Annotated in this window: 21 protein-coding genes; 7 read left to right on the top strand and 14 right to left on the bottom strand. The window is 71.0% G+C overall.

Annotation, left to right across the window (positions count from 1 at the left end):
* Nucleotides 1–2 precede the first annotated feature (2 nt).
* The 3 genes from iolD to C6Y14_RS09735 form a co-directional block, all read right to left on the bottom strand.
* Nucleotides 3–1,898, bottom strand: coding sequence for a 3D-(3,5/4)-trihydroxycyclohexane-1,2-dione acylhydrolase (decyclizing) (iolD, locus tag C6Y14_RS09750; RefSeq protein WP_107016140.1), 1,896 nt, complete (start codon nt 1,896–1,898; stop codon nt 3–5).
* Nucleotides 1,899–2,270: 372 nt separating this feature from the next.
* Complete coding sequence (gene iolC / locus C6Y14_RS09740; RefSeq protein WP_107016139.1) at nt 2,271–3,245, bottom strand: 5-dehydro-2-deoxygluconokinase; 975 nt, start codon at nt 3,243–3,245, stop codon at nt 2,271–2,273.
* Nucleotides 3,246–3,425: 180 nt separating this feature from the next.
* Complete coding sequence (locus C6Y14_RS09735) at nt 3,426–4,196, bottom strand: SDR family NAD(P)-dependent oxidoreductase (RefSeq protein ID WP_107016138.1); 771 nt, start codon at nt 4,194–4,196, stop codon at nt 3,426–3,428.
* 180 nt (nt 4,197–4,376) lie between these two features.
* On the opposite strand from C6Y14_RS09735, the gene C6Y14_RS09730 reads away from it, so the two are divergent.
* Together C6Y14_RS09730 and C6Y14_RS09725 are read left to right on the top strand one after the other, a co-directional pair.
* The gene (locus C6Y14_RS09730) at nt 4,377–5,015 is read left to right on the top strand and encodes a TetR/AcrR family transcriptional regulator (RefSeq protein ID WP_107016137.1); all 639 of its coding nucleotides are present in this window, start codon (nt 4,377–4,379) and stop codon (nt 5,013–5,015) included.
* Nucleotides 5,012–5,515, top strand: a complete 504-nt coding sequence (locus C6Y14_RS09725; protein ID WP_107016136.1) for a putative immunity protein — start codon at nt 5,012–5,014, stop codon at nt 5,513–5,515. The genes C6Y14_RS09730 and C6Y14_RS09725 overlap by 4 nt, the downstream gene beginning before the upstream one ends.
* A 46-nt stretch (nt 5,516–5,561) precedes the next feature.
* On the opposite strand, the gene C6Y14_RS09720 is transcribed toward C6Y14_RS09725, so the two are convergent.
* From C6Y14_RS09720 to C6Y14_RS09710, 3 genes are all read right to left on the bottom strand, one after another.
* On the bottom strand, nt 5,562–6,602 hold the full coding sequence (locus tag C6Y14_RS09720; protein ID WP_107016135.1) for an NAD(P)-dependent alcohol dehydrogenase: 1,041 nt from the start codon (nt 6,600–6,602) through the stop codon (nt 5,562–5,564).
* Between the two features lie 83 nt (nt 6,603–6,685).
* Nucleotides 6,686–7,507, bottom strand: a complete 822-nt coding sequence (locus tag C6Y14_RS09715) for an SDR family NAD(P)-dependent oxidoreductase (RefSeq protein WP_107016134.1) — start codon at nt 7,505–7,507, stop codon at nt 6,686–6,688.
* Between the two features lie 7 nt (nt 7,508–7,514).
* Nucleotides 7,515–8,183, bottom strand: a complete 669-nt coding sequence (locus C6Y14_RS09710) for a TetR/AcrR family transcriptional regulator (RefSeq protein WP_199854686.1) — start codon at nt 8,181–8,183, stop codon at nt 7,515–7,517.
* 285 nt (nt 8,184–8,468) lie between these two features.
* On the opposite strand from C6Y14_RS09710, the gene C6Y14_RS09705 reads away from it, so the two are divergent.
* The gene (locus tag C6Y14_RS09705) at nt 8,469–8,669 is read left to right on the top strand and encodes a helix-turn-helix transcriptional regulator (protein WP_107016132.1); all 201 of its coding nucleotides are present in this window, start codon (nt 8,469–8,471) and stop codon (nt 8,667–8,669) included.
* 213 nt (nt 8,670–8,882) lie between these two features.
* On the opposite strand, the gene C6Y14_RS09700 is transcribed toward C6Y14_RS09705, so the two are convergent.
* Nucleotides 8,883–9,917, bottom strand: a complete 1,035-nt coding sequence (locus tag C6Y14_RS09700) for a zinc-dependent alcohol dehydrogenase family protein (RefSeq protein WP_107016436.1) — start codon at nt 9,915–9,917, stop codon at nt 8,883–8,885.
* Nucleotides 9,918–10,068: 151 nt separating this feature from the next.
* On the opposite strand from C6Y14_RS09700, the gene C6Y14_RS09695 reads away from it, so the two are divergent.
* Both C6Y14_RS09695 and C6Y14_RS09690 read left to right on the top strand, forming a co-directional pair.
* Entirely contained in the window at nt 10,069–10,308 is a 240-nt protein-coding gene (locus C6Y14_RS09695; RefSeq protein WP_107016131.1) for a heavy-metal-associated domain-containing protein, read from the top strand.
* Between the two features lie 85 nt (nt 10,309–10,393).
* Nucleotides 10,394–12,763 (top strand): heavy metal translocating P-type ATPase, encoded by a 2,370-nt coding sequence (locus C6Y14_RS09690; protein WP_107016130.1) that lies wholly within the window; start codon nt 10,394–10,396, stop codon nt 12,761–12,763.
* A 685-nt stretch (nt 12,764–13,448) separates the two neighbouring features.
* On the opposite strand, the gene C6Y14_RS09685 is transcribed toward C6Y14_RS09690, so the two are convergent.
* From C6Y14_RS09685 to C6Y14_RS09665, 6 genes are all read right to left on the bottom strand, one after another.
* On the bottom strand, nt 13,449–14,738 hold the full coding sequence (locus C6Y14_RS09685) for a citrate synthase (RefSeq protein ID WP_107016129.1): 1,290 nt from the start codon (nt 14,736–14,738) through the stop codon (nt 13,449–13,451).
* 541 nt (nt 14,739–15,279) lie between these two features.
* Nucleotides 15,280–17,553, bottom strand: a complete 2,274-nt coding sequence (gene recD2 / locus C6Y14_RS09680; protein WP_107016128.1) for an SF1B family DNA helicase RecD2 — start codon at nt 17,551–17,553, stop codon at nt 15,280–15,282.
* A gap of 97 nt (nt 17,554–17,650) precedes the next feature.
* The gene (locus C6Y14_RS09675) at nt 17,651–18,448 is read right to left on the bottom strand and encodes an SAM-dependent methyltransferase (RefSeq protein ID WP_107016127.1); all 798 of its coding nucleotides are present in this window, start codon (nt 18,446–18,448) and stop codon (nt 17,651–17,653) included.
* A 161-nt stretch (nt 18,449–18,609) separates the two neighbouring features.
* Nucleotides 18,610–20,298, bottom strand: coding sequence for an outer membrane protein assembly factor BamB family protein (locus tag C6Y14_RS44025; protein WP_159074205.1), 1,689 nt, complete (start codon nt 20,296–20,298; stop codon nt 18,610–18,612).
* Nucleotides 20,265–21,134, bottom strand: coding sequence for a hypothetical protein (locus C6Y14_RS44020; protein ID WP_159074204.1), 870 nt, complete (start codon nt 21,132–21,134; stop codon nt 20,265–20,267). Before C6Y14_RS44020 ends, C6Y14_RS44025 begins: the two co-directional genes overlap by 34 nt.
* 154 nt (nt 21,135–21,288) lie before the next feature.
* A complete protein-coding gene (locus C6Y14_RS09665; RefSeq protein ID WP_225890985.1) occupies nt 21,289–21,732 on the bottom strand; it encodes an ATP-binding protein in 444 nt (147 codons plus the stop codon).
* 262 nt (nt 21,733–21,994) lie between these two features.
* Between C6Y14_RS09665 and C6Y14_RS09660 the strand changes: the two genes are divergently transcribed.
* Nucleotides 21,995–22,846, top strand: a complete 852-nt coding sequence (locus tag C6Y14_RS09660; protein WP_107016124.1) for a helix-turn-helix domain-containing protein — start codon at nt 21,995–21,997, stop codon at nt 22,844–22,846.
* A gap of 11 nt (nt 22,847–22,857) precedes the next feature.
* Nucleotides 22,858–23,049, top strand: coding sequence for a hypothetical protein (locus C6Y14_RS09655; RefSeq protein ID WP_107016123.1), 192 nt, complete (start codon nt 22,858–22,860; stop codon nt 23,047–23,049).
* 63 nt (nt 23,050–23,112) lie between these two features.
* On the opposite strand, the gene C6Y14_RS09650 is transcribed toward C6Y14_RS09655, so the two are convergent.
* Complete coding sequence (locus C6Y14_RS09650) at nt 23,113–23,616, bottom strand: hypothetical protein (protein ID WP_107016122.1); 504 nt, start codon at nt 23,614–23,616, stop codon at nt 23,113–23,115.
* Nucleotides 23,617–23,773: the final 157 nt, after the last annotated feature.

The raw sequence follows: 23,773 nt of genomic DNA, 5'->3' as shown, positions 1-23,773 counted from the left end.
CGTCACAGATGGCGGCGCCGGGTGGAGGCCAGCCGTTCGTACAGCGCGCGTGCCTTGACCGCCGACGGTCGGGTCGCGGTCTCGGCCACAGGAACATCCCACCAGGCCTGCGCCGGGGGCGCGCCCGACACTGTGTCTGCCGTTTCGGTCTCCACGTAGACACATGTGGGAGTGTCGGCGGCCCGTGCCTCGGCGAGGGCGGTCCGCAGGTCGTCCACGGTCTTGGCGCGCAGCACCCGCATGCCGAGGCTCGCCGCGTTGGCGGCCAGGTCGACGGGGAGCGGGCGCCCCGTGTACGTGCCGTCCTCGGAGCGATGGCGGTAGGCGGTGGCGAACCGCTCGGCGCCGACCGCCTGGGAGAGGCCGCCGATGGACGCGTACCCGTGGTTCTGCAGGATGACCACCTTGATGGCGATGCCCTCCTGGACGGCGGTCACGATCTCGGTGGGCATCATCAGGTACGTGCCGTCGCCGACCAGCGCCCACACGGGCCGGTCCGGGGCCGCCATCCGGATGCCGATCGCGGCCGGGATCTCGTAGCCCATGCAGGAGTAGCCGTGCTCGACGTGGTACTGGTCGCGGGACCGGGCGCGCCAGAGTTTGTGCAGGTCGCCGGGGAGGGAGCCGGCCGCGCTGACGATGATGTCGTCGCCGGTGACGAGGTCGTCGAGTGCGCCGAGGACCTGCGGCTGGGTAGGCCGCGCGTAGGGGTCCTCCGCCTCGAAGGCGGCGCCGACGCGGTGCTCCCAGCGCTCCTTGTCGTCGGTGTACTCGGTCACGTACGCGGGCCCGGTGTGGTGGCCGTGCGGGGCGAGGGCCGCGGTGAGGGCCTCCAGCGCGGTGCGCGCGTCGGCGACCAGCGGCTGCCCGGCCATCTTGTGGCCGTCGAAGGAGGCGATGTTGATGTTCAGGAAGCGCACGCCCGGGGCGGCGAAGAGGGTGCCGGAGGCGGTGGTGAAGTCGGTCCAGCGGGTGCCGATCCCGATCACCAGGTCGGCGGTGCGGGCGAGTTCGCAGGCGGTCGCGGTGCCCGTGTGCCCGATGCCGCCGACGTCCGCCGGATGGTCCCAGGCGAGCGAGCCCTTGCCGGCCTGCGTGGAGGCGACCGGGATACCGGTGAGGTCGGCGAACTCCCGCAGCGCGTCCTCGGCCCCGCTGTGGTGCACCCCGCCGCCCGCGACGACCAGGGGCCGCCTGGCCGTGCGGACGGTCCGGACGGCGGCGGCCAGTTGCGCGGGGTCGGCGACCGGACGGCGTACGGTCCACACGCGGTCGGCGAAGAACGCGCCGGGCCAGTCGTACGCCTCCGCCTGGACGTCCTGCGGGAGCGCGAGGGTGACGGCGCCGGTGTCGAGCGGGTCGGCGAGCACGCGCATCGCCTGGAGTGCGGCCGGGATCAGGGCCTCGGGGCGGTGGATCCGGTCGAAGTACCTCGACACCGGGCGCAGGCAGTCGTTGACCGACACATCGCCCGCGTACGGGACTTCGAGCTGCTGGAGGACCGGGTCGGCGGGGTGGGTCGCGAAGACGTCACCGGGCAGCAGGAGCACCGGGAGGCGGTTGATCGTCGCGAGGGCGGCGCCCGTGACGAGGTTGGTGGCGCCGGGGCCGACGGACGTGGTGACGGCCTGTGCGGAGAGGCGGTTCGACTGACGTGCGTAGCCCACCGCCGCGTGCACCATGGCCTGTTCGTTGCGGCCCTGGTGGTACGGCATTCCGTCGCCGTACTCCACGAGCGCCTGGCCGAGGCCGGCGACGTTGCCGTGGCCGAGGATGCCCCAGGTGGAGTCGATCAGGCGGCGCCGCACACCGTCGCGCTCGGTGTACTGGACGGTGAGGAACCGCACCAGCGCCTGTGCGACCGTCAGCCTTGTCGTCGTTGACCTCGGCTCTGTCATCGGTAGCCCTCTGTGCTCTCTACGTGTCACGGGTGGAATCACGGATGGAAGCTGATCCGCCACGTCATACGTCCGAACGGGCCCTGCGTCTCTACGGTCCGCCCGTCAATCCGAACCGCGCGAACGGGAAGGGGAACCTCCGGCGCGGAGCCGTAGCGGGCGGGGAGTCGTCGCTCGCACTTCGCTCCTGCCAGGGCGAAGCGGACTTCCGCGCCGGAGGCGATCTGTGCCCGGGCACCACGGGGGCGTGACCGGAGCCGGTGGCTCCGGCGAACACGCGCTCCCCGCCCAGGTGTTCAAACACTTTGCCCTCTTTATTCCCCTCTGTGCGCACCGTACAACCACCGTCCGGTGGAAGCAGGGCACTCCCGCTCACCGAGGCACCGCCCCGGCCGCGAGGGCTTCCTCGACCTCGGGGAGCGTCGGCATGGCGGAGGAGCACTCCAGCCGGGAGGCGACGATGGCGCCCGCGGCGTTGGCGTGGCGCATGACGCGCTCCAGGTCCCAGCCGGCCAGCAGGCCGTGGCAGAGGGCGCCACCGAAGGCGTCACCGGCGCCGAGGCCGTTGAGGACCGTGACCGGCAGTGGCGGGACCTCCGCGAAGTCGCCGTCGCGGTGCACGGCCAGGACGCCCTTGGGGCCCTGTTTGACCACGGCCAGTTCCACGCCCGCGTCGAGGAGGGCGCGGGCCGCCGCGTGCGGTTCGCGCAGGCCTGTCGCGACCTCCACCTCGTCGAGGTTGCCGACGGCGACGGTGGTGTGGCGCAGGGCCTCGGTGTAGAAGGGGCGGGCCGCGGAGGGGTCGGTCCAGAACATCGGCCGCCAGTCCAGGTCGAAGACCGTCGGGCCCGACCTGGCGCGGTGGGCGAGCGCCGCGAGCGTGGCCGTGCGGCTGGGCTCCTCGCACAGGCCCGTACCCGTGACCCAGAAGACGCGGGCGTCCCGGATGGCGTCCAGGTCCAGCTCGTGGGCGTCGATCTCCAGGTCGGGGGCCTTCGGCTGCCGGTAGAAGTACAGCGGGAAGTCGTCCGGCGGGAACACCTCGCAGAAGGTGACCGGCGTGGGCAGCCCGCGCACCGGCGTCACCCAGCGGTCGTCGACGCCGAAGTCCCGCAGCGCCTCGTGCAGATACGTGCCGAAGGGGTCGTCCCCGGTCCGCGACACCACGGCCGTACGCCGGCCGAGCCGGGCCGCCGCGACCGCCACGTTGGTGGCCGAGCCGCCGAGGAACTTCCCGAAGGACGTCACCTGCGGGAGGGGCACGCCGGTCTGCAGCGGGTAGAGGTCCACGCCGATGCGCCCCATGGTGATGAGGTCGTACGCACTGGACTCCGCTGACTCGACCATCGAGTTCCCTCCGCATCGGTGGACCCCAGGTCTAGCGGCGCCGATAGAGCCCTGTCAATTGGTTGTCCGGACATTCGGACGAAGCGAGAGGCCAGACCGGACGGATCGGACGCGGGGCGGGGTCGGGTGCGGGTCGGGAACGGGTCGGGTGCGGGTGCGTGGGGGCCGGTCGCGCGACCTCTACGCGGCGACGACGGCGACCCCGGTCCTGCCTCCGTCGACGTCCACCACGGTTCCGTGCACGAAGGACGCCTCGTCGCTCGCCAGCCAGAGCACGGCGGACGCGATGGCCTCGGGCGTGCCGACGCCGCCGGCCGGGGTCCCCTTCATCATGACTTCGCCCGGCCCCGGCTCGGCGCCCGCCGGGGCCGGGGGCAGGATCACACCCGGCGACACGGCGTTGACCCGCACGCCCAGCGGGGCGAACTCCGCGGCCCACGCCCGCGTGAGCGTCTCCATGGCGCCCTTGGTGGAGCTGTAGAGCGCCCCGCGGGGGACGCCGAGACGCGCGATCCACGAACCCAGGTTGACGATCACCCCGCCGCCGGAGTCCGCCATGACCGGGACGACGGCGGCGGTGAGGAAGAAGGGCGCCTTCACGTTCACGCCGTAGACCTGGTCGAAGGTCTTCTCGTCGGTGTCGGCGGTACCGGGGGACGGATAGATCCCGGCGTTGTTGACCAGGATGTCGATCCGCCCGCCCAGGGCCTGACGGGCCCGCCCGGCCAGGTCCTGGGAGGCCTCTGGGCTGCCGTCGAGGTCCGCCGCGACGAAGTCGGCCCGGCCGCCCGCCGCGCGGATCCCTTCGACCACCCGCGCGCCCCGTTCGGCGTTGCGCCCGGACACGACGACGTGGGCCCCCTCGGCGGCGAACGCCTCGGCGATCGCCTGTCCGATGTTGCTGGTCGAGCCCGTGACCAGCGCTGTCCTGTTCCGCAGCCGCTCACTCATGACGTGATCTCCCTTGTCTTCGGCGCGTTCGCCGGACGCTCCCCGGAGTCGTCCCCGGCTTGCGCGGACCACTGTGCGCCGCAGAAAATGGACCGGCAAGTCCAGAAAGGGAGTACCGTCGGTACGGTCGGCCGGACGGCGGGCGGAACGCGGCGGGACAGGGAACACGAGGAGGCCGGAATGCCGGGAGCGGCGACCGTGAAGGGCCGGGCGACCCGGGCCCGTATCGTCGAAGGGGCGGCCGGGGTGCTGCGCGAACAGGGCGTGGCGTCGACGACGCTCGACGACATCCGTGACCGCACCGGCACGAGCAAGAGCCAGCTGTTCCACTATTTCCCGGCCGGCAAGGACGAACTGCTGCTGGCGGTGGCCCAGTTCGAGGCGGACCGTGTCCTGGCGGACCAGCAGCCGCATCTGGGGCGCCTGGACTCGTGGGAGTCCTGGCAGCGGTGGCGGGACGTGGTGGTGGAGCGGTACGAACGCCAGGGCGACCACTGTCCGTTGGGGTCGCTGTTCCTCCAGGTGGGGCGGGACCGCCCCGGCGCCCGGGCGATCGTGACGGAGCTGATGCGCCAGTGGCAGGGGCAGCTCGCCCGCGGTATGCGCGCCCTGCAGACGAACGGACTGGTGTCGCCGGCCCTCGACGTGGACAGGGAGGCCGCCGCGCTGCTGGCGGGCGTCCAGGGAGGTGTGGCCATCATGATGTCCACGGGCGACTCGGCCCATCTGAAAGCGGCGCTGGACACCGGGATCGACCATCTGCGGGCGGCGGCGCCCGCTGCCGTCCGCCCCGTGCCGCCCGAGGAGGCGCGTTCATGATCCTCCCGAAGGTCCGCGACCCCCGCTTCACGACGATCCGCCGGGGCGGGACCCTCACCGACGCGGATCACCGTCTCCTGGCCCTGTGGGCCGCCGAGTGCGCGGAACACGTCCTTCACCTCTTCGAGGCGGCCCGGCCCGAGGACCCGCGCCCGCGCGAGGCGATCGCGCACGCCCGGGCCTGGGTCCGCGGCGAGGTGGCCATGATGCGGGCGCGCGCGGCGGGCGGCCATGCGATGGGAGCGGCCAGAGAGCTGCGCGGGGCGGCACGCCATGCCGCGTACGCCGCCGGGCAGGCCGGTGCCGTCGCCCACGTCGCCGCCCATGAACTAGGGGCCGCCGCCTACGCGATCAAGGCCGCCCGCGCCGCCGAGGGCGAGTCCGCGGGCCGACGTGAGTGCCGCTGGCAGCGCGAGCAACTCCCGCCGGAGATCCGCGAACTCGTACTCGACGACCAGCGACTGCGCAACGACATCTGCTGGTCGGTCTTCACCCCGTGACCGACCTGTCCGCGCCGACGCTCCCGCTCAGCCCCCCTGAGCCCGTTCAGCCGTGCGGGAGGATCACCGCTCGGCCGTTGATCCTGCCTTCGTGCAGGCGCTCGTAGGCCAGCGGTGCCTCGTCCAGGGAGAAGGTCTCGGTGTGCACCGACACGGCGCCGGAGCGGGCCAGTGCGAGGACCTCGACGAGTTCGCCGCGGGTGCCCCAGTAGGGGGCGCTGACCGACACCTCGAAGGGGAGCTGCCCGAAGCCGACGGGGAGCGTTCCGCCGCCGATGCCGACGATCGTGATGTCGCCCTCGACCGCCGCGACGGCTCCCGCGGTGGCCAGCGTGGGCTGCGCCCCGACGAAGTCGAAGACCGCCTCCGCCCCGACACCGCCGGTGAGTTCACGGACCTTGGCGGCGGCCTGCGCGTCGGACAGGACCGCCTCGTGGGCGCCCACCTCGCGGGCCAGCCGCAGCTTCTCCTCGGTCACGTCGAGGGCGACCACGCGGGCCGGGGTCATGGCCCGCAGCAGCTGGATGGCGACGTGCCCGAGCCCGCCCGTGCCGATGACCACGGCGGTGGAACCGGGTACCAGCTTCGGCAGCGAGCGCTTGATCGCGTGGTACGGCGTCAGGCCCGCGTCCGTCAGCGAGACCGCCGCGGCCGGGTCGAGGCCGTCCAGCGGCACCAGGTGCCGGGCATCGTCCACCAGCAGGTACTCCGCCATCGAACCCGGCGCCCCGAGCCCCGGCGGACGGATACCGAGCTCGTCGGCGCGCAGGCAGTAGTTCTCCTTGCCCTCCGCGCACTTGGCGCAACTGCCGCAGCCCCAGGGGCCGTAGACGGCGACCGCGTCGCCCTCGCGCACACCGGTCACCCCCGCGCCGAGCGCGGCGACCGTGCCCACGCCCTCGTGGCCGAGGGTGAGCGGCAGCTCGTACGGGAATCCCTCGGCGGGCCAGCTCATCACGGCGATGTCGGAGTGGCACACGCCGGCGGCGGTGACCTTCAACAGGACCTGACCGGGGCCGGGTTCGGGGTCGGGGACGACCACGACCTCGGGAGCGGCGCCGATGGAGCGGTACTGCAGTGCCTTCATGGCCTTGCTTCTTTCTCTGTCTCTGTCTCTGTGTCCGTCTGTTTCGCTCTGCTGCTCTGCTGCTTCCTGCGCTTCCGTGGTGCTCAGACGGCGGTGTAGGCGCCGTCGACCAGGTGGTAGCCGCCGGTCACGAACGAGGCGCGCGCGGACAGCAGGAAGGCGATCAGTTCGGCGACCTCGTCGGGGCTGCCGAGGCGGCCGGCGGGGTGCAGCGCGACCAGACCGTCGTAGGCCTCCTTGTCCATGGTCCGCAGCAGCGGGGTCTCGATGAAGCCGGGGCCGACCACGTTGACGCGGATGCCCTTGGCGGCGTACTCGGCGGCCGTGGTCTTGGTCAGGCCCACCACGCCGTGCTTGGCGGCCACGTACGCGGAGGAGCCCGCGAAGCCGACCGAGCCGAGGATGGAGGCGACGTTCACCACGGCACCGCCGCCGGCCGCCTCGATGGCGGGCAGCTCGTGGCGCAGGGAGTAGAAGACGCCGTTGAGGTTGGTGGCGATCACCCGGTCGTAGGCCTCGATGTCGTACTCGCCCGTCGGCGCGCTCGGGCCGCCGATGCCGGCGTTGTTCACGGCCAGGTGCAGTCCACCGAAGGTCTCGACGGCGAAGGCGACGGCCGCCGCCACCGAGTCGGGGCTCGTCACGTCCACGGCGACCGCGGCGGCCTCGAAGCCCTCGGCGCGCAGGTCGGCGGCGGCCTTCTCGGCACCCTCGGCGTTGTAGTCGGCGATCACGACGTTCGCGCCGCCCGCGCCGAGGCGGCGGGCGGTGGCCAGGCCGATGCCGGAGGCGGCGCCGGTGACGAGCGCGGTCCTCCCGGCGAACTCGGTGGCGTAGTCGGTGACGGGTGCGTTGCCGGTGGCAGGAGTGGTGCCGGTGACGGGAGTGGTGCCGGTGGTGCTCATGGTGCTCTCACTTTTCGGGGGTGTCGTACGAGACCGCGGACGCGGCCTCGTGGGTCAGGGCGTCGTAGGCCCGCTCGACCAGGGCGGCGAGGTCCTCGGCCGCCGAGTCGGGGCCGGACGCGCCGCGCGCCCAGATGCGCAGCGCGGCGGTGAGGACTCCGGCGGCGGCGTCGACCACGACGGCGGGGCGCACGTCCAGCACGTCGTCGGTGCCGAGCCGGTCGGCGAGGATGCGGATCGACTCCTCCTGCGCGTCGACGCGGATGCGTTCGTACGCCGCGAACAGGGCCGGCTCGCTGTCGAGGAGGGCCAGCAGCCGCCGCATCCGGGGGCGCAGGTGCCAGGCCGGGTCGTCCCGGTCGGCGAGCCAGTCGCGCACGGCCCTGCGGTAGGCGAGCAGCGGCGGTTCGGCGGCGGGCCGCTCGCGCAGCAGCGCGTTGATGCGGTCGCCGTCACCTCGTACGAAGTCGAGGGCCGCGTCCTCCTTGCCGGCGAAGAGCCGGCTGAAGGTACGGCGGGTGACGTCCGCCCGCTCCGCGATCGCCTCGACCGTGGTGGCGGCGAGTCCGCGCTCCAGGATCAGGTCGACGGCGGCGGTCGCGAGGGCGTTGCGGGTCTGCCGGGCCTTGCGCTGCCGGCGGTCCTCGGTGGTGGTGCTGGGCTCCGTTGCCTCCATGCCCTCAGAATACTCCTTCATGTCCCAGTGGGACATATTTCCCACTGGGACATGTTCATGTCGGGCTCCATGGGACCCAATGCGTCACCCGTGTCACAAAAGACCCCCTTCTGTCACACATGTCACGCGTACGCGGGTCTTGCGTCACACCCGCGCGACAGCCCCAGCCGCGTTGTCACTCTGTGTCGTTCACCGAGCACAGGCTTGTGATCGCCAGCGCAGTGCCCGGCTCCCCCGACGGCCGCCCCTCGGCCGCGCCGCGGCGCGCGCAGGGAGGTGCTACGGATGACCGACCGAAGGCTCTGGTCGTACAAGGAGATCGCGGCGCACATCAAGGTGCAGCCGGACACTGTGCGGTCCTACCGCAAACACGGACTGCTGCCCGCGCCCGACCACGTGGAGAGCGGCAAACCGTACTGGTACGCCGACACCGTCCGCGCGTGGGTCGCCTCCCGGCCGGGCAACCGGGGCCGCAAGGGCGACTGACCGCCCGACGCGCCGCCGGCCGACCGCCCGTCGCCACGCCCGTCGCCACGCCCGTCACGACGCCCGTCACGACGCCCGGCACGCGAGGGGGCACCGCACGTGCAGCGTGCGGTGCCCCCTCGCTCCCGTCGTTCCCGTCGTTCCCGTCGTTCCCGTCGTTCCCGTCCGCGCCGGCGCGCGGCCCGCCGCCCTCACGCCCGCGGCCGGCCGTCCTCACGCCCAGGGCTCGACCACCGTGACGCCCGCCCCCGGTGCAGTCCCCATCGCCTCCAGGGCCGCGGGAGCCGCCGCCAGGGGGATCGTGGAGGTCACCAGGAGGTCGGGGCGCAGCAGTCCGGCCCGTACGGACTCCAGCATCGGCGGGTAGGCGTGCGCGGGCATGCCGTGGCTGCCGAGGAGTTCGAGTTCGAGGCCGATCACCCGGGACATCGGCACCTTCGGGTCCTCGGGCATCAGGCCCACCTGGACGTGCCGGCCGCGGCGGCGCAGTCCGGCGACCGAGGCCGCGCAGGTGACCGGGGAGCCGAGGGCGTCGAGGGAGAGGTGGGCGCCGCCGCCGGTGAGGTCGCGGACCGCCTCCGCCGTGTCGCCGGTCCGGGACGCGTCCACGCAGTGCGCGGCGCCGAACCGCCGCGCGAGGTCCAGCGCCCGCGGCGAGAGGTCGACGGCGACGACCCGCGCCCCGGCCGCCGCGGCGATCATCACCGCGGACAGTCCGACCCCTCCGCAGCCGTGCACGGCCACCCACTCCCCCGGCGCCACCCGCCCCTGCGCGACCACCGCGCGGAACGCCGTGGCGAACCGGCAGCCCAGCGAGGCGGCCGTGCCGAAGGACAGTTCGTCCGCCACGGCGACGAGGTTCACATCGGCGTGGTCCAGGGCGACGTACTCGGCGAAGGACCCCCAGTGCGTGAACCCGGGCTGGGTCTGGCGCTCGCACACCTGCTGGTCGCCCGCCGCGCAGGAGGCGCAGCTTCCGCAGGCGCAGACGAAGGGCACGGTGACGCGGTCGCCGGGGCGGTGGCGGGTCACCAGGGTGCCCACGGCCTCGACGGTTCCGGCGAGTTCATGGCCGGGCACGTGCGGCAGCTCGATGCCCGGGTCGTGACCCTGCCAGCCGTGCCAGTCGCTGCGGCAGAGCCCGGTCGCCTCGACGCGCACGACCACGCCGTGCGGCGCGGGTGCCGGGTCCGGCACCTCCCGTACCCCGGCCGGCTCCCCGAACCGCTCGAACACCACTGCCCGCACGCCCGCCACCCCTCCGCTGTCCCCAGCCCTTTGAAAGTACCCCCTAGGGGTATACTGTGAGTACCGTGGAAGCCCGTGGGCCACACACGCCTCATGTATCCCACGACGCACGCGCCGCACACGCCCCATACGTCTCGACGAGGAGAACGACATGACCGCCCACACCGACACCCCCGGCTCCGTCACCACCGTCTACCGGGTGAGCGGGATGAGCTGCGGACACTGTGAAGGCTCGGTCTCCGGCGAGATCTCCGGGATCGCGGGTGTCACCTCGGTGAAGGCCGTCGCCTCCACCGGCGAGGTGACCGTGATCTCCGACGCCCCGCTCGACGAGGAGGCCGTCCGCGCCGCCGTCGACGAGGCGGGCTTCGAGCTCGCCGGCCAGGCCTGAGGACGCCTTCCCCCACTCCACACCGGGCCGTACCGACCAGCTGATACTGGCTCCGTACGGCCCGGTTCATTCCCTGGAGCAGGACATGACCAGCACCGGTACCAGTGCCACGACCAGCACCAGCAGCACCAGCACCGCAGCCCTTCCGGCCGACCCGGCGTCACAGGCCGCCTCGCAGGTCGACTCGCAGGCCGCCGCACAGGTCGAGCTGACCATTGGCGGGATGACCTGTGCCTCCTGCGCGGCCCGGGTCGAGAAGAAGCTCAACCGCATGGACGGCGTGACCGCCACGGTCAACTACGCGACGGAGAAGGCGAAGGTCGCGTACGCGGACGGGGTCCAGGTCGCCGACCTGATCGCCACCGTGGTCAGGACGGGCTACACGGCCGAGGAACCCCCGCCGCCGCCCCCTGAGCCCACGGAATCCTCGGTGGGCCGGGATTCCTCCGCCGACGAGGACGCGACCCGCAAGCGCGACCCCGAGCTGGCCGCGCTGCGCGAACGCCTCGTCGTCTCCGCGCTCCTCGCCACGCCCGTCGTCCTGCTGTCGATGATTCCGGCGCTGCAGTTCGACAACTGGCAGTGGCTCGTGCTGACGCTGGCCGCGCCGGTCGTCGTCTGGGGCGGGCTGCCCTTCCACCGGGCCGCGTACACGAACGCCCGGCACGGCGCCGCCACCATGGACACCCTCGTCTCGACGGGCACGCTGGCCGCGTTCGGCTGGTCCCTGTGGGCGCTGTTCTTCGGCGACGCGGGCATGGAGGGCATGCGGGACGAGGGCTTCTCCCTCACCGTCTCCCGTGAGCAGGGCGCCTCGGCGATCTACCTCGAAGTCGCCGCCGGGGTCATCGCCCTCATCCTCCTCGGCCGCTACCTGGAGGCCCGCTCCAAGCGGCAGGCGGGCGCCGCCCTGCGCTCCCTGATGGAACTGGGCGCCAAGGACGTCTCCGTCGTACGGGACGGCCGTGAGGTCCGCGTCCCGGTGGGCGCGCTGGCCGTGGGCGACCACTTCGTCGTACGGCCCGGGGAGAAGGTCGCCACCGACGGCACGGTCGTCGAGGGGACCTCGGCCGTCGACGCGTCGATGCTGACGGGCGAGTCCGTGCCGGTCGACGTGACGGTGGGGTCGGCCGTCACCGGGGCGACCGTGAACGCCGGCGGGCGGCTGCTCGTCGAGGCGACCCGGGTCGGCACCGACACCCAGCTCGCCCGGATGGCACGGCTGGTCGAGGACGCCCAGAACGGCAAGGCCCGGGTGCAGCGCCTCGCCGACCGGATCTCCGGAATCTTCGTACCCGTGGTGCTGCTCATCGCGGTCGCCACCTTCGGGGTCTGGCTCGGCGTCACCGGCGACACGGCCGCCGCGTTCACCGCGGCCGTCGCCGTGCTGATCATCGCCTGCCCGTGCGCCCTGGGCCTCGCCACCCCGACCGCCCTCATGGTCGGCACGGGCCGCGGCGCCCAGCTCGGCATCCTCATCAAGGGCCCCGAGGTCCTGGAGTCCACCCGCCGCGTCGACACGATCGTCCTGGACAAGACCGGCACGGTGACGACCGGCCGTATGACCCTCCAGGAGGTGTACGCGGCCGACGGCACCGACACGGCGCGCGTACTGCGGCTCGCGGGGGCCCTGGAGCACGCCTCGGAGCATCCGATCGCCCGGGCCGTCGCGGCGGGCGCCGAGGAGCGGACCGGGGCTCTGCCGGCCGTGGACGGCTTCGAGAACGTGCCCGGACTCGGCGTCCGCGGCACGGTCGAGGGCCACGCGGTGCTCGTGGGCCGCGCCCGTCTCCTCGAAGAGGCCGGGATCGCGCTGCCCGACGCCCTCGCCGCGCTGCGGACGCGGGCCGAGGAGGACGGGCGTACCGCCGTGGCCGTCGCCTGGGACGGCACCGCGCGCGGGGTCGTGACCGTCGCCGACGCGGTCAAGGAGACCAGCGCGGAGGCCGTCCGCGCGCTGCGCGCCCTGGGGCTCACCCCGGTGCTGCTGACCGGGGACAACCGGACCGTCGCCGAATCCGTGGCCCGGTCCGTGGGCATCGACCCCGCCCAGGTGATCGCCGAGGTGCTGCCCGAGGGCAAGGTCGACGTGATCAGGCGGCTTCAGGCCGAGGGGCGGTCGGTCGCGATGGTGGGCGACGGCGTCAACGACGCGGCCGCGCTCGCCACCGCCGATCTGGGCCTGGCGATGGGCACCGGCACGGACGCCGCGATCGAGGCGAGCGATCTGACGCTGGTCCGCGGGGACCTGCGGGCGGCGCCGGACGCGATCCGGCTGTCCCGCAGAACCCTGTCCACGATCAAGGGGAACCTCGTGTGGGCCTTCGGATACAACGTGGCGGCACTGCCCCTCGCCGCGGCGGGACTGCTGAACCCGATGATCGCGGGAGCCGCCATGGCGTTCTCCTCGGTGTTCGTGGTGACGAACAGCCTGCGTCTGCGGGCATTTTCATGACGAAGAGGTAGGACTCCCCTAGAGTCCGGCACACCTCTTCACATAAGCTCTTCACAAGGCTCGCGCATCATCCTTACGCTAGGGCTCCGATAGTCATATCGGGGCTCTTGCGTATCTTCAGGACATACGCAAGAGACGCAGGTCACAGTGATGTGAACGTAACCATCGAAGGGGTTCGTGAGTCTAGATTGACGATGTCAGACACGTCTTGGGGGGCGTTTCTGACATCTGGGGATGTCTTGGGGGACGTTCCTGGAAATGCGTTGCCGGGGCACGTACGACGGGGAGCTTTGAGCGGCCCTCCCGTACGTACGGGTCCCGGCAGACCGCACCAGCAGGAGGCAGTACGGCAGTACCTGGTAGGCAGTACGCGGTAGGTAGTACGCAGTAGGCAGAGTTCTTGTTCATTCTGCTCGTTTTGCTCGCAGCGATTCAGGCGCTGCCTTCAGACGCCCGGCCGGATCCCGTGGGGGGAATCCGCACCGGGACATGGGAAGGCGCCCCGACTCCGGCCCGTGGGGGGACCGGCAGCGGGGCGCCTTCTTTATTGCGCGTCATCCCTTACGGGACATCGCTCTTCGTCATCTGCGGGGCGGGACGGCCCCCGGCCCCGTAAGGGGCGCGGGGAACTGCGCGGCCCGCCACGACGGACCCGCAGTCGAGAACCCGCGGCACCGAGGAGCGCTCAGCGCTCCTCGACGGGCTTGAAGTCCCGCTCGACAACACCCGTGTAGATCTGTCGCGGACGCCCGATCCGGGACCCGGGCTCCTTGATCATCTCGTGCCACTGGGCGATCCAGCCCGGCAGCCGGCCGAGGGCGAACAGGACCGTGAACATCTCGGTCGGGAAGCCCATGGCCCGGTAGATCAGACCGGTGTAGAAGTCGACGTTCGGGTAGAGGTTGCGCGAGACGAAGTAGTCGTCGGAGAGCGCGTGCTCCTCCAGCTTGAGCGCGATGTCCAGCAGCTCGTCGGACTTGCCGAGCGCCGAGAGGACGTCGTGCGCGGCAGCCTTGATGATCTTCGCGCGCGGGTCGAAGGACTTGTACACCCGGTGGCCGAAGCCCATCAGGCGGACGCCGTCCTCCTTGTTCTTCACCTTGCGGATGAAGGAGTCGACATCGCCGCCGTTGGCCTTGATGCCTTCGAGCATCTCCAGGACCGACTGGTTGGCGCCGCCGTGCAGCGGACCCCAGAGGGCGCTGATGCCGGCGGAGATCGAGGCGAACATGTTCGCCTGCGACGAGCCCACCAGACGGACGGTGGAGGTCGAACAGTTCTGCTCGTGGTCCGCGTGCAGGATGAGCAGCTTGTCGAGCGCGGAGACGACGACCGGGTCGAGCTCGTACTCCTGCGCGGGGACCGAGAAGGTCATGCGCAGGAAGTTCTCGACGTAGCCCAGGTCGTTGCGCGGGTAGACGAAGGGGTGACCGATCGACTTCTTGTACGCGTACGCGGCGATGGTCGGAAGCTTCGCGAGCAGCCGGATCGTCGAGAGGTGGCGCTGCTGCTCGTCGAACGGGTTGTGGCTGTCCTGGTAGAACGTCGACAGCGCGGAGACCACCGACGACAGCATCGCCATCGGGTGGGCGTCACGGGGGAAGCCCTGGAAGAACCGCTTGACGTCCTCGTGCAGCAGGGTGTGCTGCGTGATCTCGTTCTGGAAGGTGGAGAGCTCGTCGACCGTGGGCAGCTCGCCGTTGATCAGCAGCGAGGCCACTTCGAGGAAGGTGGAGCTCTCGGCGAGCTGCTCGATCGGGTACCCGCGGTAGCGGAGGATGCCCTGCTCGCCGTCGAGATAGGTGATGGCGGATTTATAGGCGGCGGTGTTCCCGTAACCGCTGTCCAGCGTCACCAGACCGGTCTGGGCGCGGAGCTTCCCGATGTCGAAGCCCTTGTCGCCGACGGTGCTGTCGATCACCGGGTAGGTGTACTCGCCGTCGCCGTACCGCAGTACTACAGAGTTGTCGCTCACGTCATCCCTCACCGACGTTGTGCCTCTTCTTCGAGGTGCCCTGACTGTCTCTACCATCCCCCATTTGGCGCAGGAGAGTGCACTCGGGGTCGACCATTGGGCCTATTGGCGGCACTCAGTGCCGCCAACCTGTTCATCCTGCCCGCTTCCCCGGCCTTCCGAAAGTGCCCTGTGACGTTTCCGACTCGTTTGATCGATCATTTTTCCTGGCTGACCGGACGGCCTGGTCGGCCAGATGGCCCGGTCGGCTGGACGGGTCGGCTGGACGGGTCGGTCGGGTGCGGGCCGGTGGGGGCTGATCGCGCAGTTCCCCGCGCCCCTAAAAGACTGCGCCGTTCCCCGCGCCCCTCAAGACAAAGACTGCGCCGTTCCCCGCGCCCCTTGAGGGGCAAAGGCCGGGGCGCAGCCCCGCTTTTGAGGGGCGCGGGGAACTGCGCGGGCGACCCCCACCGGCCCGCACTCGGTATACGACCGCCGGTCCCACCCCCTCAAGGGGCGCGGGGAACGGCGCGACCAGCCCCCACCGGAGCCGCGGACAGGCTCACGCAGGGACGCGGGTGCCGGTCAGGCGAAACGCCAGGGCCGTGCACCGCCGACCCGCCGACACCGTGCGAACCGCCTGGCCCAGGGCCTTGCGCGAACCCACCAGCACCACCAGCCGCTTCGCCCGCGTGACCGCCGTGTAGAGGAGGTTGCGCTGGAGCATCATCCACGCCCCCGTCGTCACCGGGATGACGACGGCGGGGTACTCGCTCCCCTGCGAGCGGTGGATCGTCACCGCGTACGCGTGCGCCAGCTCGTCCAGTTCGTCGAACTCGTACGGGACCTCCTCGTCCTCGTCCGTGAGGACCGTCAGCCGCTGGTCGTCGAGGTTGAGCGAGGTCACCACGCCCACCGTGCCGTTGAAGACCCCGTTCTCGCCCTTCTCGTAGTTGTTGCGGATCTGCGTGACCTTGTCGCCGACCCGGAAGACCCGCCCGCCGAACCGCTTCTCGGGCAGGTCGGGCCGGGCAGGGGTGATGGCCTGCTGGAGCAGTCCGTTGAGCGCGGCAGCGCCCGCCGGTCCCCGGTGCATCGGCGCCAGCACCTGCACGTCACGCCGCGGATCGAGTCCGAACTTCGCCGGGATGCGCCGCGCCGCCACATCCACCGTGAGCCGCCCGGCCTCCTCCGTCTCGTCCTCCGCGAAGAGGAAGAAGTCCTTGAGCTGGTCCGTGACCGGCTGCTGTCCCGCGTTGATGCGGTGGGCGTTCATGACGACCCCGGACTGCTGGGCCTGCCGGAAGACCCGGGTCAGCCGGACCGCCGGCACCGGCCCGCCCGCCGCCAGCAGATCGCGCAGCACCTCGCCCGCCCCGACGCTCGGCAACTGGTCCACGTCCCCGACGAACAGCAGGTGCGCGCCCGGCGGTACCGCCTTGACCAGTTTGTTGGCCAGCAGCAGGTCCAGCATGGACGCCTCGTCCACGACGACGAGGTCGGCGTCCAGCGGACGGTCCCTGTCGTAGGCCGCGTCGCCCCCGGGCCGTAGCTCAAGGAGCCGGTGGACGGTGGAGGCCTCCGCGCCGGTCAGTTCGGCGAGCCGTTTGGCGGCCCGGCCGGTCGGTGCCGCGAGGACCACCTTCGCCTTCTTCGCGCGGGCCAGCTCGACGATCGACCGGACCGTGAAGGATTTGCCGCAGCCGGGCCCGCCCGTGAGCACCGCGACCTTCTCGGTGAGGGCGAGCCGCACGGCCTGTTCCTGCTCGGGGGCCAGTTCCGTCCCCGTACGCCCCTTGAGCCAGGCCAGGGCCTTGTCCCAGGCCACGTCCCGGAACCCCGGCATCCGGTCCTCGTCGGTGCGCAGGAGCCGCAGCAACTGGGCGGACAGGGACAGTTCGGCCCGGTGGAAGGGGACGAGGTAGACGGCCGTCACGGGCTCCCCGCCGTCCGGCCCCGGCACCCGCTCCCGTACGACTCCGGGGTCCTCGCCCTCCTCGGCGGGAGCCGCCAGTTCCGCCAGGCACTCGATGACCAGGCCCGTGTCCACCTGGAGGAGTTTCACCGCGTCCGCGATCAGCCGCTCCTCCGGGAGGAAGCAGTGGCCCTGGTCGCTGGACTGCGAAAGTGCGTACTGCAGACCGGCCTTCACCCGTTCCGGGCTGTCGCGCGGGATGCCCACGGACTGGGCGATCTTGTCGGCAGTGAGGAAGCCGATGCCCCAGACGTCGGACGCGAGGCGGTAGGGCTGGTTCTTGACGACGGAGATCGACGCGTCGCCGTACTTCTTGTAGATCCGCACCGCGATGGACGTGGACACCTCGACGGTCTGGAGGAAGAGCATGACCTCTTTGATCGCCTTCTGTTCCTCCCAGGCTTCGGCGATCTTCTTGGTGCGCTTGGGGCCGAGGCCGGGCACCTCGATGAGCCGCTTCGGCTCCTCCTCGATGATCTGGAGCGTGTCCAGCCCGAAGTGCGTGGTGATGCGGTCGGCGAAGACCGGCCCGATGCCTTTGACCAGGCCGGATCCGAGGTAGCGGCGTATGCCCTGCACCGTGGCGGGCAGCACGGTCGTGTAGTTCTCGACGGTGAACTGCTTCCCGTACTGCTGATGGGAGCCCCAACGGCCCTCCATCCGCAGGGACTCCCCCACCTGGGCGCCGAGCAGCGCGCCGACGACCGTGAGGAGATCACCGCCGCCGCGACCGGTGTCGACGCGCGCGACCGTGTACCCGTTCTCCTCGTTGGCGTACGTGATCCGTTCCAGTACGCCTTCGAGTACCGCGAGGTTCCGGACCTCGCCCCCCGCCCCTTGTCCCGCCCCTTGATTGGACATGATCCGACGCTACCGCCCACGTCTGACACCGCGGACCGACATCGGCACCGGCGGACACCGGTAACGGGGCATTGTCACCGTCACCGGCACCGGCGGCTCAGTCCGTCTTGCGGGCCACGCCTCCGTAGAAGCCGATCGTGTCGGACCCGGTCGGCGGCTCGGTGTCCGGGCGCCAGTACGGGACCTGCACCACACCGGGCTCGACCAGTTCGAAGCCGGCGAAGAGCCGTTCGACCTCGGCGCGGGACCGCAGGTTCATGGTGGCGGTCGCGTCGCGGTAGACGGCCTGGGCTTCAGTGCGGTCGGCGAAGTCGCCGGTGGCGTGCGAGAGCACCAGGAAGCTTCCGGCCGGCAGCGCGTCGCGCAGGGTGGCGACGACCTGTGCGGGCTGCTCCGCGTCGGTGAGGAAGTGGAAGATCGCCACCAGGAGCACGGCGACCGGTTCGTCGAAGTCGATGACCCGGCGGACATCGGGATGGTCCACGATGGCCCGCGGGTCGCGCAGGTCGGCGAGCACGACGCTGGTCTCGCCGGTGCGGCCGAGCAGCGCGTCGGCGTGCGCCTTCACGATCGGGTCGTTGTCGACGTACGCGACACGCACGTCCGGCGCGACCGCGTGGGCGATCTCGTGCACGTTCGGTGAGGTGGGCAGCCCGGTGCCGATGTCGAGGATCTGACGGACTCCGCCGCCGACGATGTGCTGGACGGCGCGCCGCAGGAAGTCGCGGTTGGCCCGTACGCCGATGAACACCTCGGGTGCGACGGCAGCGAGTCGGTCCCCGGCCTGCTGGTCGACCTCGTAGTGGTCCTTGCCGCCCAGCAGGTAGTCGTAGATCCGCGCGGGATGCGGCCTGCTGGTGTCGATCTCCCCGGCACGGAAACCGTCCTGACTCACGCTGCGCACTCCTTTCGACCACCGCCACAGCCGGTTGTCTGCGTACGGCTGGCCACAGCCTCCCACACGACCGCCACTCCACTCGACACTCAACTCGACTGACCGGCGCGGCAGTTGCGGCTCGGCCCCGCTCACCGTGCGGCGTTCAGCCGGTCAGCTGGTCAGCCGGTCAGCATCGAGGCGATCCTTCGGACCAGTTTCTCGTTCTTCGCCGCGTCGACCTCGATGAGGTTGCGCCCGGAGGCCACGACAGCGGGCCATCCCAGTGCCAGCCCGATCACCCCGGGGTCCGTGACGAGATGGCCGCTCGGGTTCAGTCGCCGCACTCCGGTGTCCCAGGAGAGGTCGCTCACGGAGAGCTCCCGGGCCGTGTCGGCGTCGGCGGACACCCACCGCAGGGTGACCACGAAGATGTCCTTGTCGGGTCCCGACTCCGGGACGAACCGGCACCGTGTCGCATGCGGCAGCCGAACGCCGAAGACGGTGCGACTGCTGCCGACCGGAAGCCGCACATAGTCCCCGCCCAGCCCTTCGAGCTGTTCGTCCGAGATCAGGGAGCAGGCGTCCGGCCAGTCCGAGGGCGCGACCCCGCCCAGGGCCGGTTCCTCGAAGTCCCGCCGTGTCAGGCGCAGCGCCGTGTAACGGGCGCCGTCCTCCTCACGGCCGCGGATGATGAAGTGTTCGCCGCTCGCGCCCACGAGTTCGCCGCGCAGTGGCCACGGCAGAATGGCCCGCTCCTTGCCGGACAGGCCGATGACCACGCTCACGCCTGTGCGCGTCACCATGTCCGGTTCGCGGTTCTCGCCGTCGGAGACGACGGCCCGGGCGGTCGCCACCAGGTCCTGGGGGGCCGTCTGGCGCCACAGCTGCGACCCGTCGGTCCGGAACGCGCGCAGGTGCCGTCCGTCATGGAAGTACACCGTGTCACCGACCCGGCCCACGGTCCGGATGTCCCCCACCGGGTCCTTCACCGTGCCGGTGGCCAGGCGGTCACCGGACTCGTCGAAGAGGGTGAAGGCGGCTCTGTGGTTGTGCGCGTCAGGGGACCGCACGCCGATGACGTCCTCTTGGGTGGAGAACGTCCTGCGGCCACCGCGGTCCGTCATGTCCGCCCGCCAGACGCGGTGACCGTCGCGCGGGTCCAGCGCCGTGAGCACGTGTCGGGTGCCCTTCGAGCAGAGCATGACGGAGTAACGGGTGGTGGCGGCCACCGTGTAGTCCGCCACGTAGTCCTCGCTGTCGCACCCCGCCTGCTGCTGCCAGGCGGGGTCCCCGGTCCTGGGGTTCAGACCGGTGACGCGACCGTCATGGGCGTGGATCGCGATACCGCGCCCGGTGACGACGACCGGCCCCTGGACGGGCAGCTCGGGCCCGTCCCCCGGCCGGACGATCGCGCCGGTCCCGTACCACTTCGCCCACAACTTTCTGCCGGTACGCAGGTCGAAACCCTGAAGGGCGACGGAGGCGTACCGCTCGGCACGGGCCACGATCACGTCACCGCTGAGGCCGACGCTCGCGATCCGGTCCACCGGGTCCGCCCGCACGGTCCGGCGGCTCTTCCCCGTGCGCGGGTCACGTACATCGATCAGGTGGCCGTGCGGGACGAGCACCACGTCGTCCGTCACTGCCGGAACTCCCGGCTCGCCGCGGACCGACCGCGACCAGACGGTCTCGAACGCGTCCGCGCGCACGGACGACCCCGGTTTCCCGCCCCCGGCGGCCCCGCCCGAACCGTTGGTTCCGGTTCCGGTGCACGCGGCGAAAGTGAGGAGGGCGAGCGCCGCCACGGCCCAGGGGGCGGGAGCGGGGCGGCGCATCAGCAGCCCACCGGTTTCGGTGCCCGTCCGCACTGGTCGGCCTCCTCGGAGAACTGGAACGGGCCGCCGAGGGTGCCGTCGTAGACCGATCCGTATGTCTTGTTCAGGGCCGTCACGGCCCACCGGCTGCCTTCGGGTGCGGGAACGACACGCTTCCCGTGTTTGCCCGCGATCGTGTAGTGGACGACCAGTTCGAAGGCGCGGTAGCCCCGCCGAGCGCTGAACGTCACGTGCAGCGGCACCTGTTCGTGCGGGGTGAGCGTGATGGCGTTGTCGCGGAAGTACGGTGCGCCACCGGAGTCCTTGCTGCGAAACGCCGGCTTCACGGCATCCATGTCGGCGTGCAACTCGATCTTCGGCACTCCTCCCGAGGTGGGCTCGCAGATGAGGCTCCCGTTGAGCGGGGCCGTCGGGCGGGGGGTCTGCGGCTCGATGTCGATCGACTCGATGGTGAGCGCGCGGTCGCCGCCCTGCAAGGTGACGCTGACGTTCAGCTCCGCGGCGCGGACGCCGTTGTTCCTCCTGCTCACCGCGCCGACGTCGGGCTGTGTACTGAGTTCCGCCCGGTCCTCGGGAGAGGTGAGGGCGTCGGCGAAGGCCGTGCAGCCGGGCTCGTCCATCAGCCGGGGCAGCACGTCGAAGTCGGGCCCCGCCGGCTTGGACGGTGACGGCCCCGGCGCCTCGACGGAGTTGCCGTCGGCGTCCGACGACAGCCATTCCCCGACGACCAGCACGAGAACGGGAGCGAGGACGAGAGCGAACGCGCTGCCGACGGCCCGCTTGAACCAGAGAAGCCGTCGCTGTCGGGGGTCGTCGGGCGGATGCTGCCGGGCGCCTGGTCCCTGGTGCCGTCCCATTCGTGCCCGCAAGGTCATCCCGCTCCTGGATCGCACTGCCCCGCACCGTTTCCCCGACAATCTCGAACCCAACGCACGGCCCAGGACAAAACAGCAGGTCAGTCATGCGATCGAGTGAAGCGGCCCGGCTTGGGACGGCGGCCCCAACGCGGGCCGCCCCGGTACGTCACGCGGGTACGGCGTCCAGTTCGAACCACACCACTTTCCAGCCGGTGGCCCTGGAGCGGGCGGCAAGGGGATAGCGCCCCCAGGCGTCGGCCAGGGCGTCGACGAGGAACAGGCCCCGGCCGAAGTCCTGGCCGGTGGTGCAGGGCAAGGGGTCGGGGAGTTCCGGGTGGTTGTCCATGACCCCGATCCGGACGACTCCGCGGCGGGTACGGAGTCTGACGGTGACGGGGCCGTCGGAGTGCTGCACGGCGTTCGAGACCAGCTCGGAGGTCAACAGCTCGGCGGTGTCGGTCAGTTCCGACGCACATCCGTAGCCACGGAGGGCGGTACGGATGGTGTGGCGGGCGATGTGTGGGGCGCGGGGGTCGTTGGTGAGATGCAGGTGACAGCCCCAGGCGGCGGGCGGGGGTGGGACGGGGCAGGCGGAGGTGGTTTCGGGCACGGGGTACTCCCTCATGGACTCGACTCGTGAATGCCGTTACGGCGACCGGTGGCTCGTCTCCCTGACGCGGGCCGACCCCTCCGGGGAGGGGGTGCGGGTGGGCTCGGGTGATGCACTGCCGACCGCTGTACGTAGCTGATGCGTCACTCAAAGTAGAGCACAGCATGGTTTCATTGCCACGAACTTGCTGAAATCAACCCGTTCGTGGTCCGGCGGATCTGTAAGGCGGCAGACTGCTCACCACGATCGCGGAAGGACGGCCATGCCACCGAGGACAGCCACCACGGAGCGCCAACGGCGCCTGGGCAGCGAGCTGCGCAAGATGCGGATGGCGGCAGGGATAACGGCTGACCAGGCGGCCGGCCTGCTCGGTCTCGACCGGGCAAAGATCTCCAACATCGAAACCGGCATCCGCACCATCAGCCCGGAGAGGCTGCGCACCCTCGCCTGCAACTGCGACTGCTCGGACCAGACGTATGTCGAGGCCTTGGTGAGCATGACCCGACCCAACGGGCGCGGGTGGTGGGAGCGGTACCGCGGGTCCCTCTCCGCTGGCCTCTTGGACATCGCCGAGTTGGAGTTCCACGCGGTCCGCATGCGCACGGCGCACACCGCACACATTCCGGGCCTGTTCCAGACCAGCGATCACGCGCTCGAACTCTTCAGGGCCGTGCTGCCCCCGCTCCCCGATCACGAGATCGCGCTGCGTCTCGCCTACCGCGCCGAGCGGCAGCAGGTATTGGCGGGCGAGAACCCTGCCGAATACGTGGGCATCGTCCATGAGGCGGCGTTGCGCATGCAGTTCGGCGGCCGCAAGGTCGCGCGCGCTCAACTCGACCACCTGCTCGGCATCTGCGAGCGCCCGGCCGTGCGGCTGTTGGTACTCCCGTTCGCCGCGGGCACGTTTCCCGGGGCCGGGCAGACAGTCAACTACCTCGAAGGCCCGGTGCAGCAGTTGGACACCGCGCAGATCGACAGCTCGCACGGCCCGGAATTCCTGTGCGGCGAGGCGCAGTTGACCAAGTACCGAGCCCACCTCGACTGGATGGAGCGGCTCGCTATGACACCGGACGCGTCACGCGACTTCATCCGCGACATCGCCCGCGAACTGTGAGGAGCATTCACATGGCCGACATCACGTGGGAAGACCCCTTCTGCGGCGAGGGAGCAAGCTGTTTCCGCCTCGGCACCGACCAGGACGGCGCCGCCTACATAGCCGTCACCGGCGCCGAAGACACCCCCCTCACCGACACCCGCGAAGCCCTCCGCACCCTCATCCTCGACATCAAAGCCGGCAAAGCCGACCACCTCCTCTGAGGCTCGCGTCACCACAGGGCGCCGCGCGAAGCATCCGCGCGGCCCCCTGATCGTGCGCGATCGTCAGTCCTGCACGATCACATTCGTGCCCGCTCCCCCGGAGATCGTGTCCGTGCCCGCCCCGCCGTACAGCTTGTCGTTGCCAAGACCCAACTCGACGGAGTTGCAGGAGAAGACCTGATCAGTTCGATTCTCGGCGGATCCAGTGTCGTTCCCGTCACCGAGGTCCGCCTCCAGAGCCGCGCACGAGGACTGACTCTCGATATTCTCAACCGCGCGGGTGACCTTTGCCAGGTCCGCACCGTCGGGATAGCTGCATCCGTTTCCGGCGGCTATCGGGACGACATCGTCGATTACGTAAATGTATTGCGTGCGGTCGTCGCTGTACGACTGCGTGACGGCCACCTGATTGGCCTGACCAGGGGCGGCCGTGTACGCGAACTGCCAGCCGTACTCGTTGACCACGGCCGTGGCCGTCGATTCCGCCGCACCCGCCGTTCCGGCGAGGGAAAGCGGGAGAGCCAGTCCGATGCCGACAATCGGCGCCAGAAGCGATAGGGCGCGCACAGGACGAAGACCACCGCGGCGATAAGGCCGCTTAGTTGTGCACCAACTCGCTGATAAATCCGCGGCGCGAAATGGTAAACGCGCCAACAATTCCCCATTCCGACGAAATTCACCCGGCCGTCACGCTGCGAGCCCCCCCCGGAGGCTCCAGGGCTAA

It is taken from the genome of Streptomyces dioscori (genome assembly GCF_003024195.1).
GTDB classification, from domain to species: domain Bacteria; phylum Actinomycetota; class Actinomycetes; order Streptomycetales; family Streptomycetaceae; genus Streptomyces; species Streptomyces dioscori.
This window is presented reverse-complemented; position numbering and strand designations above follow the sequence as displayed.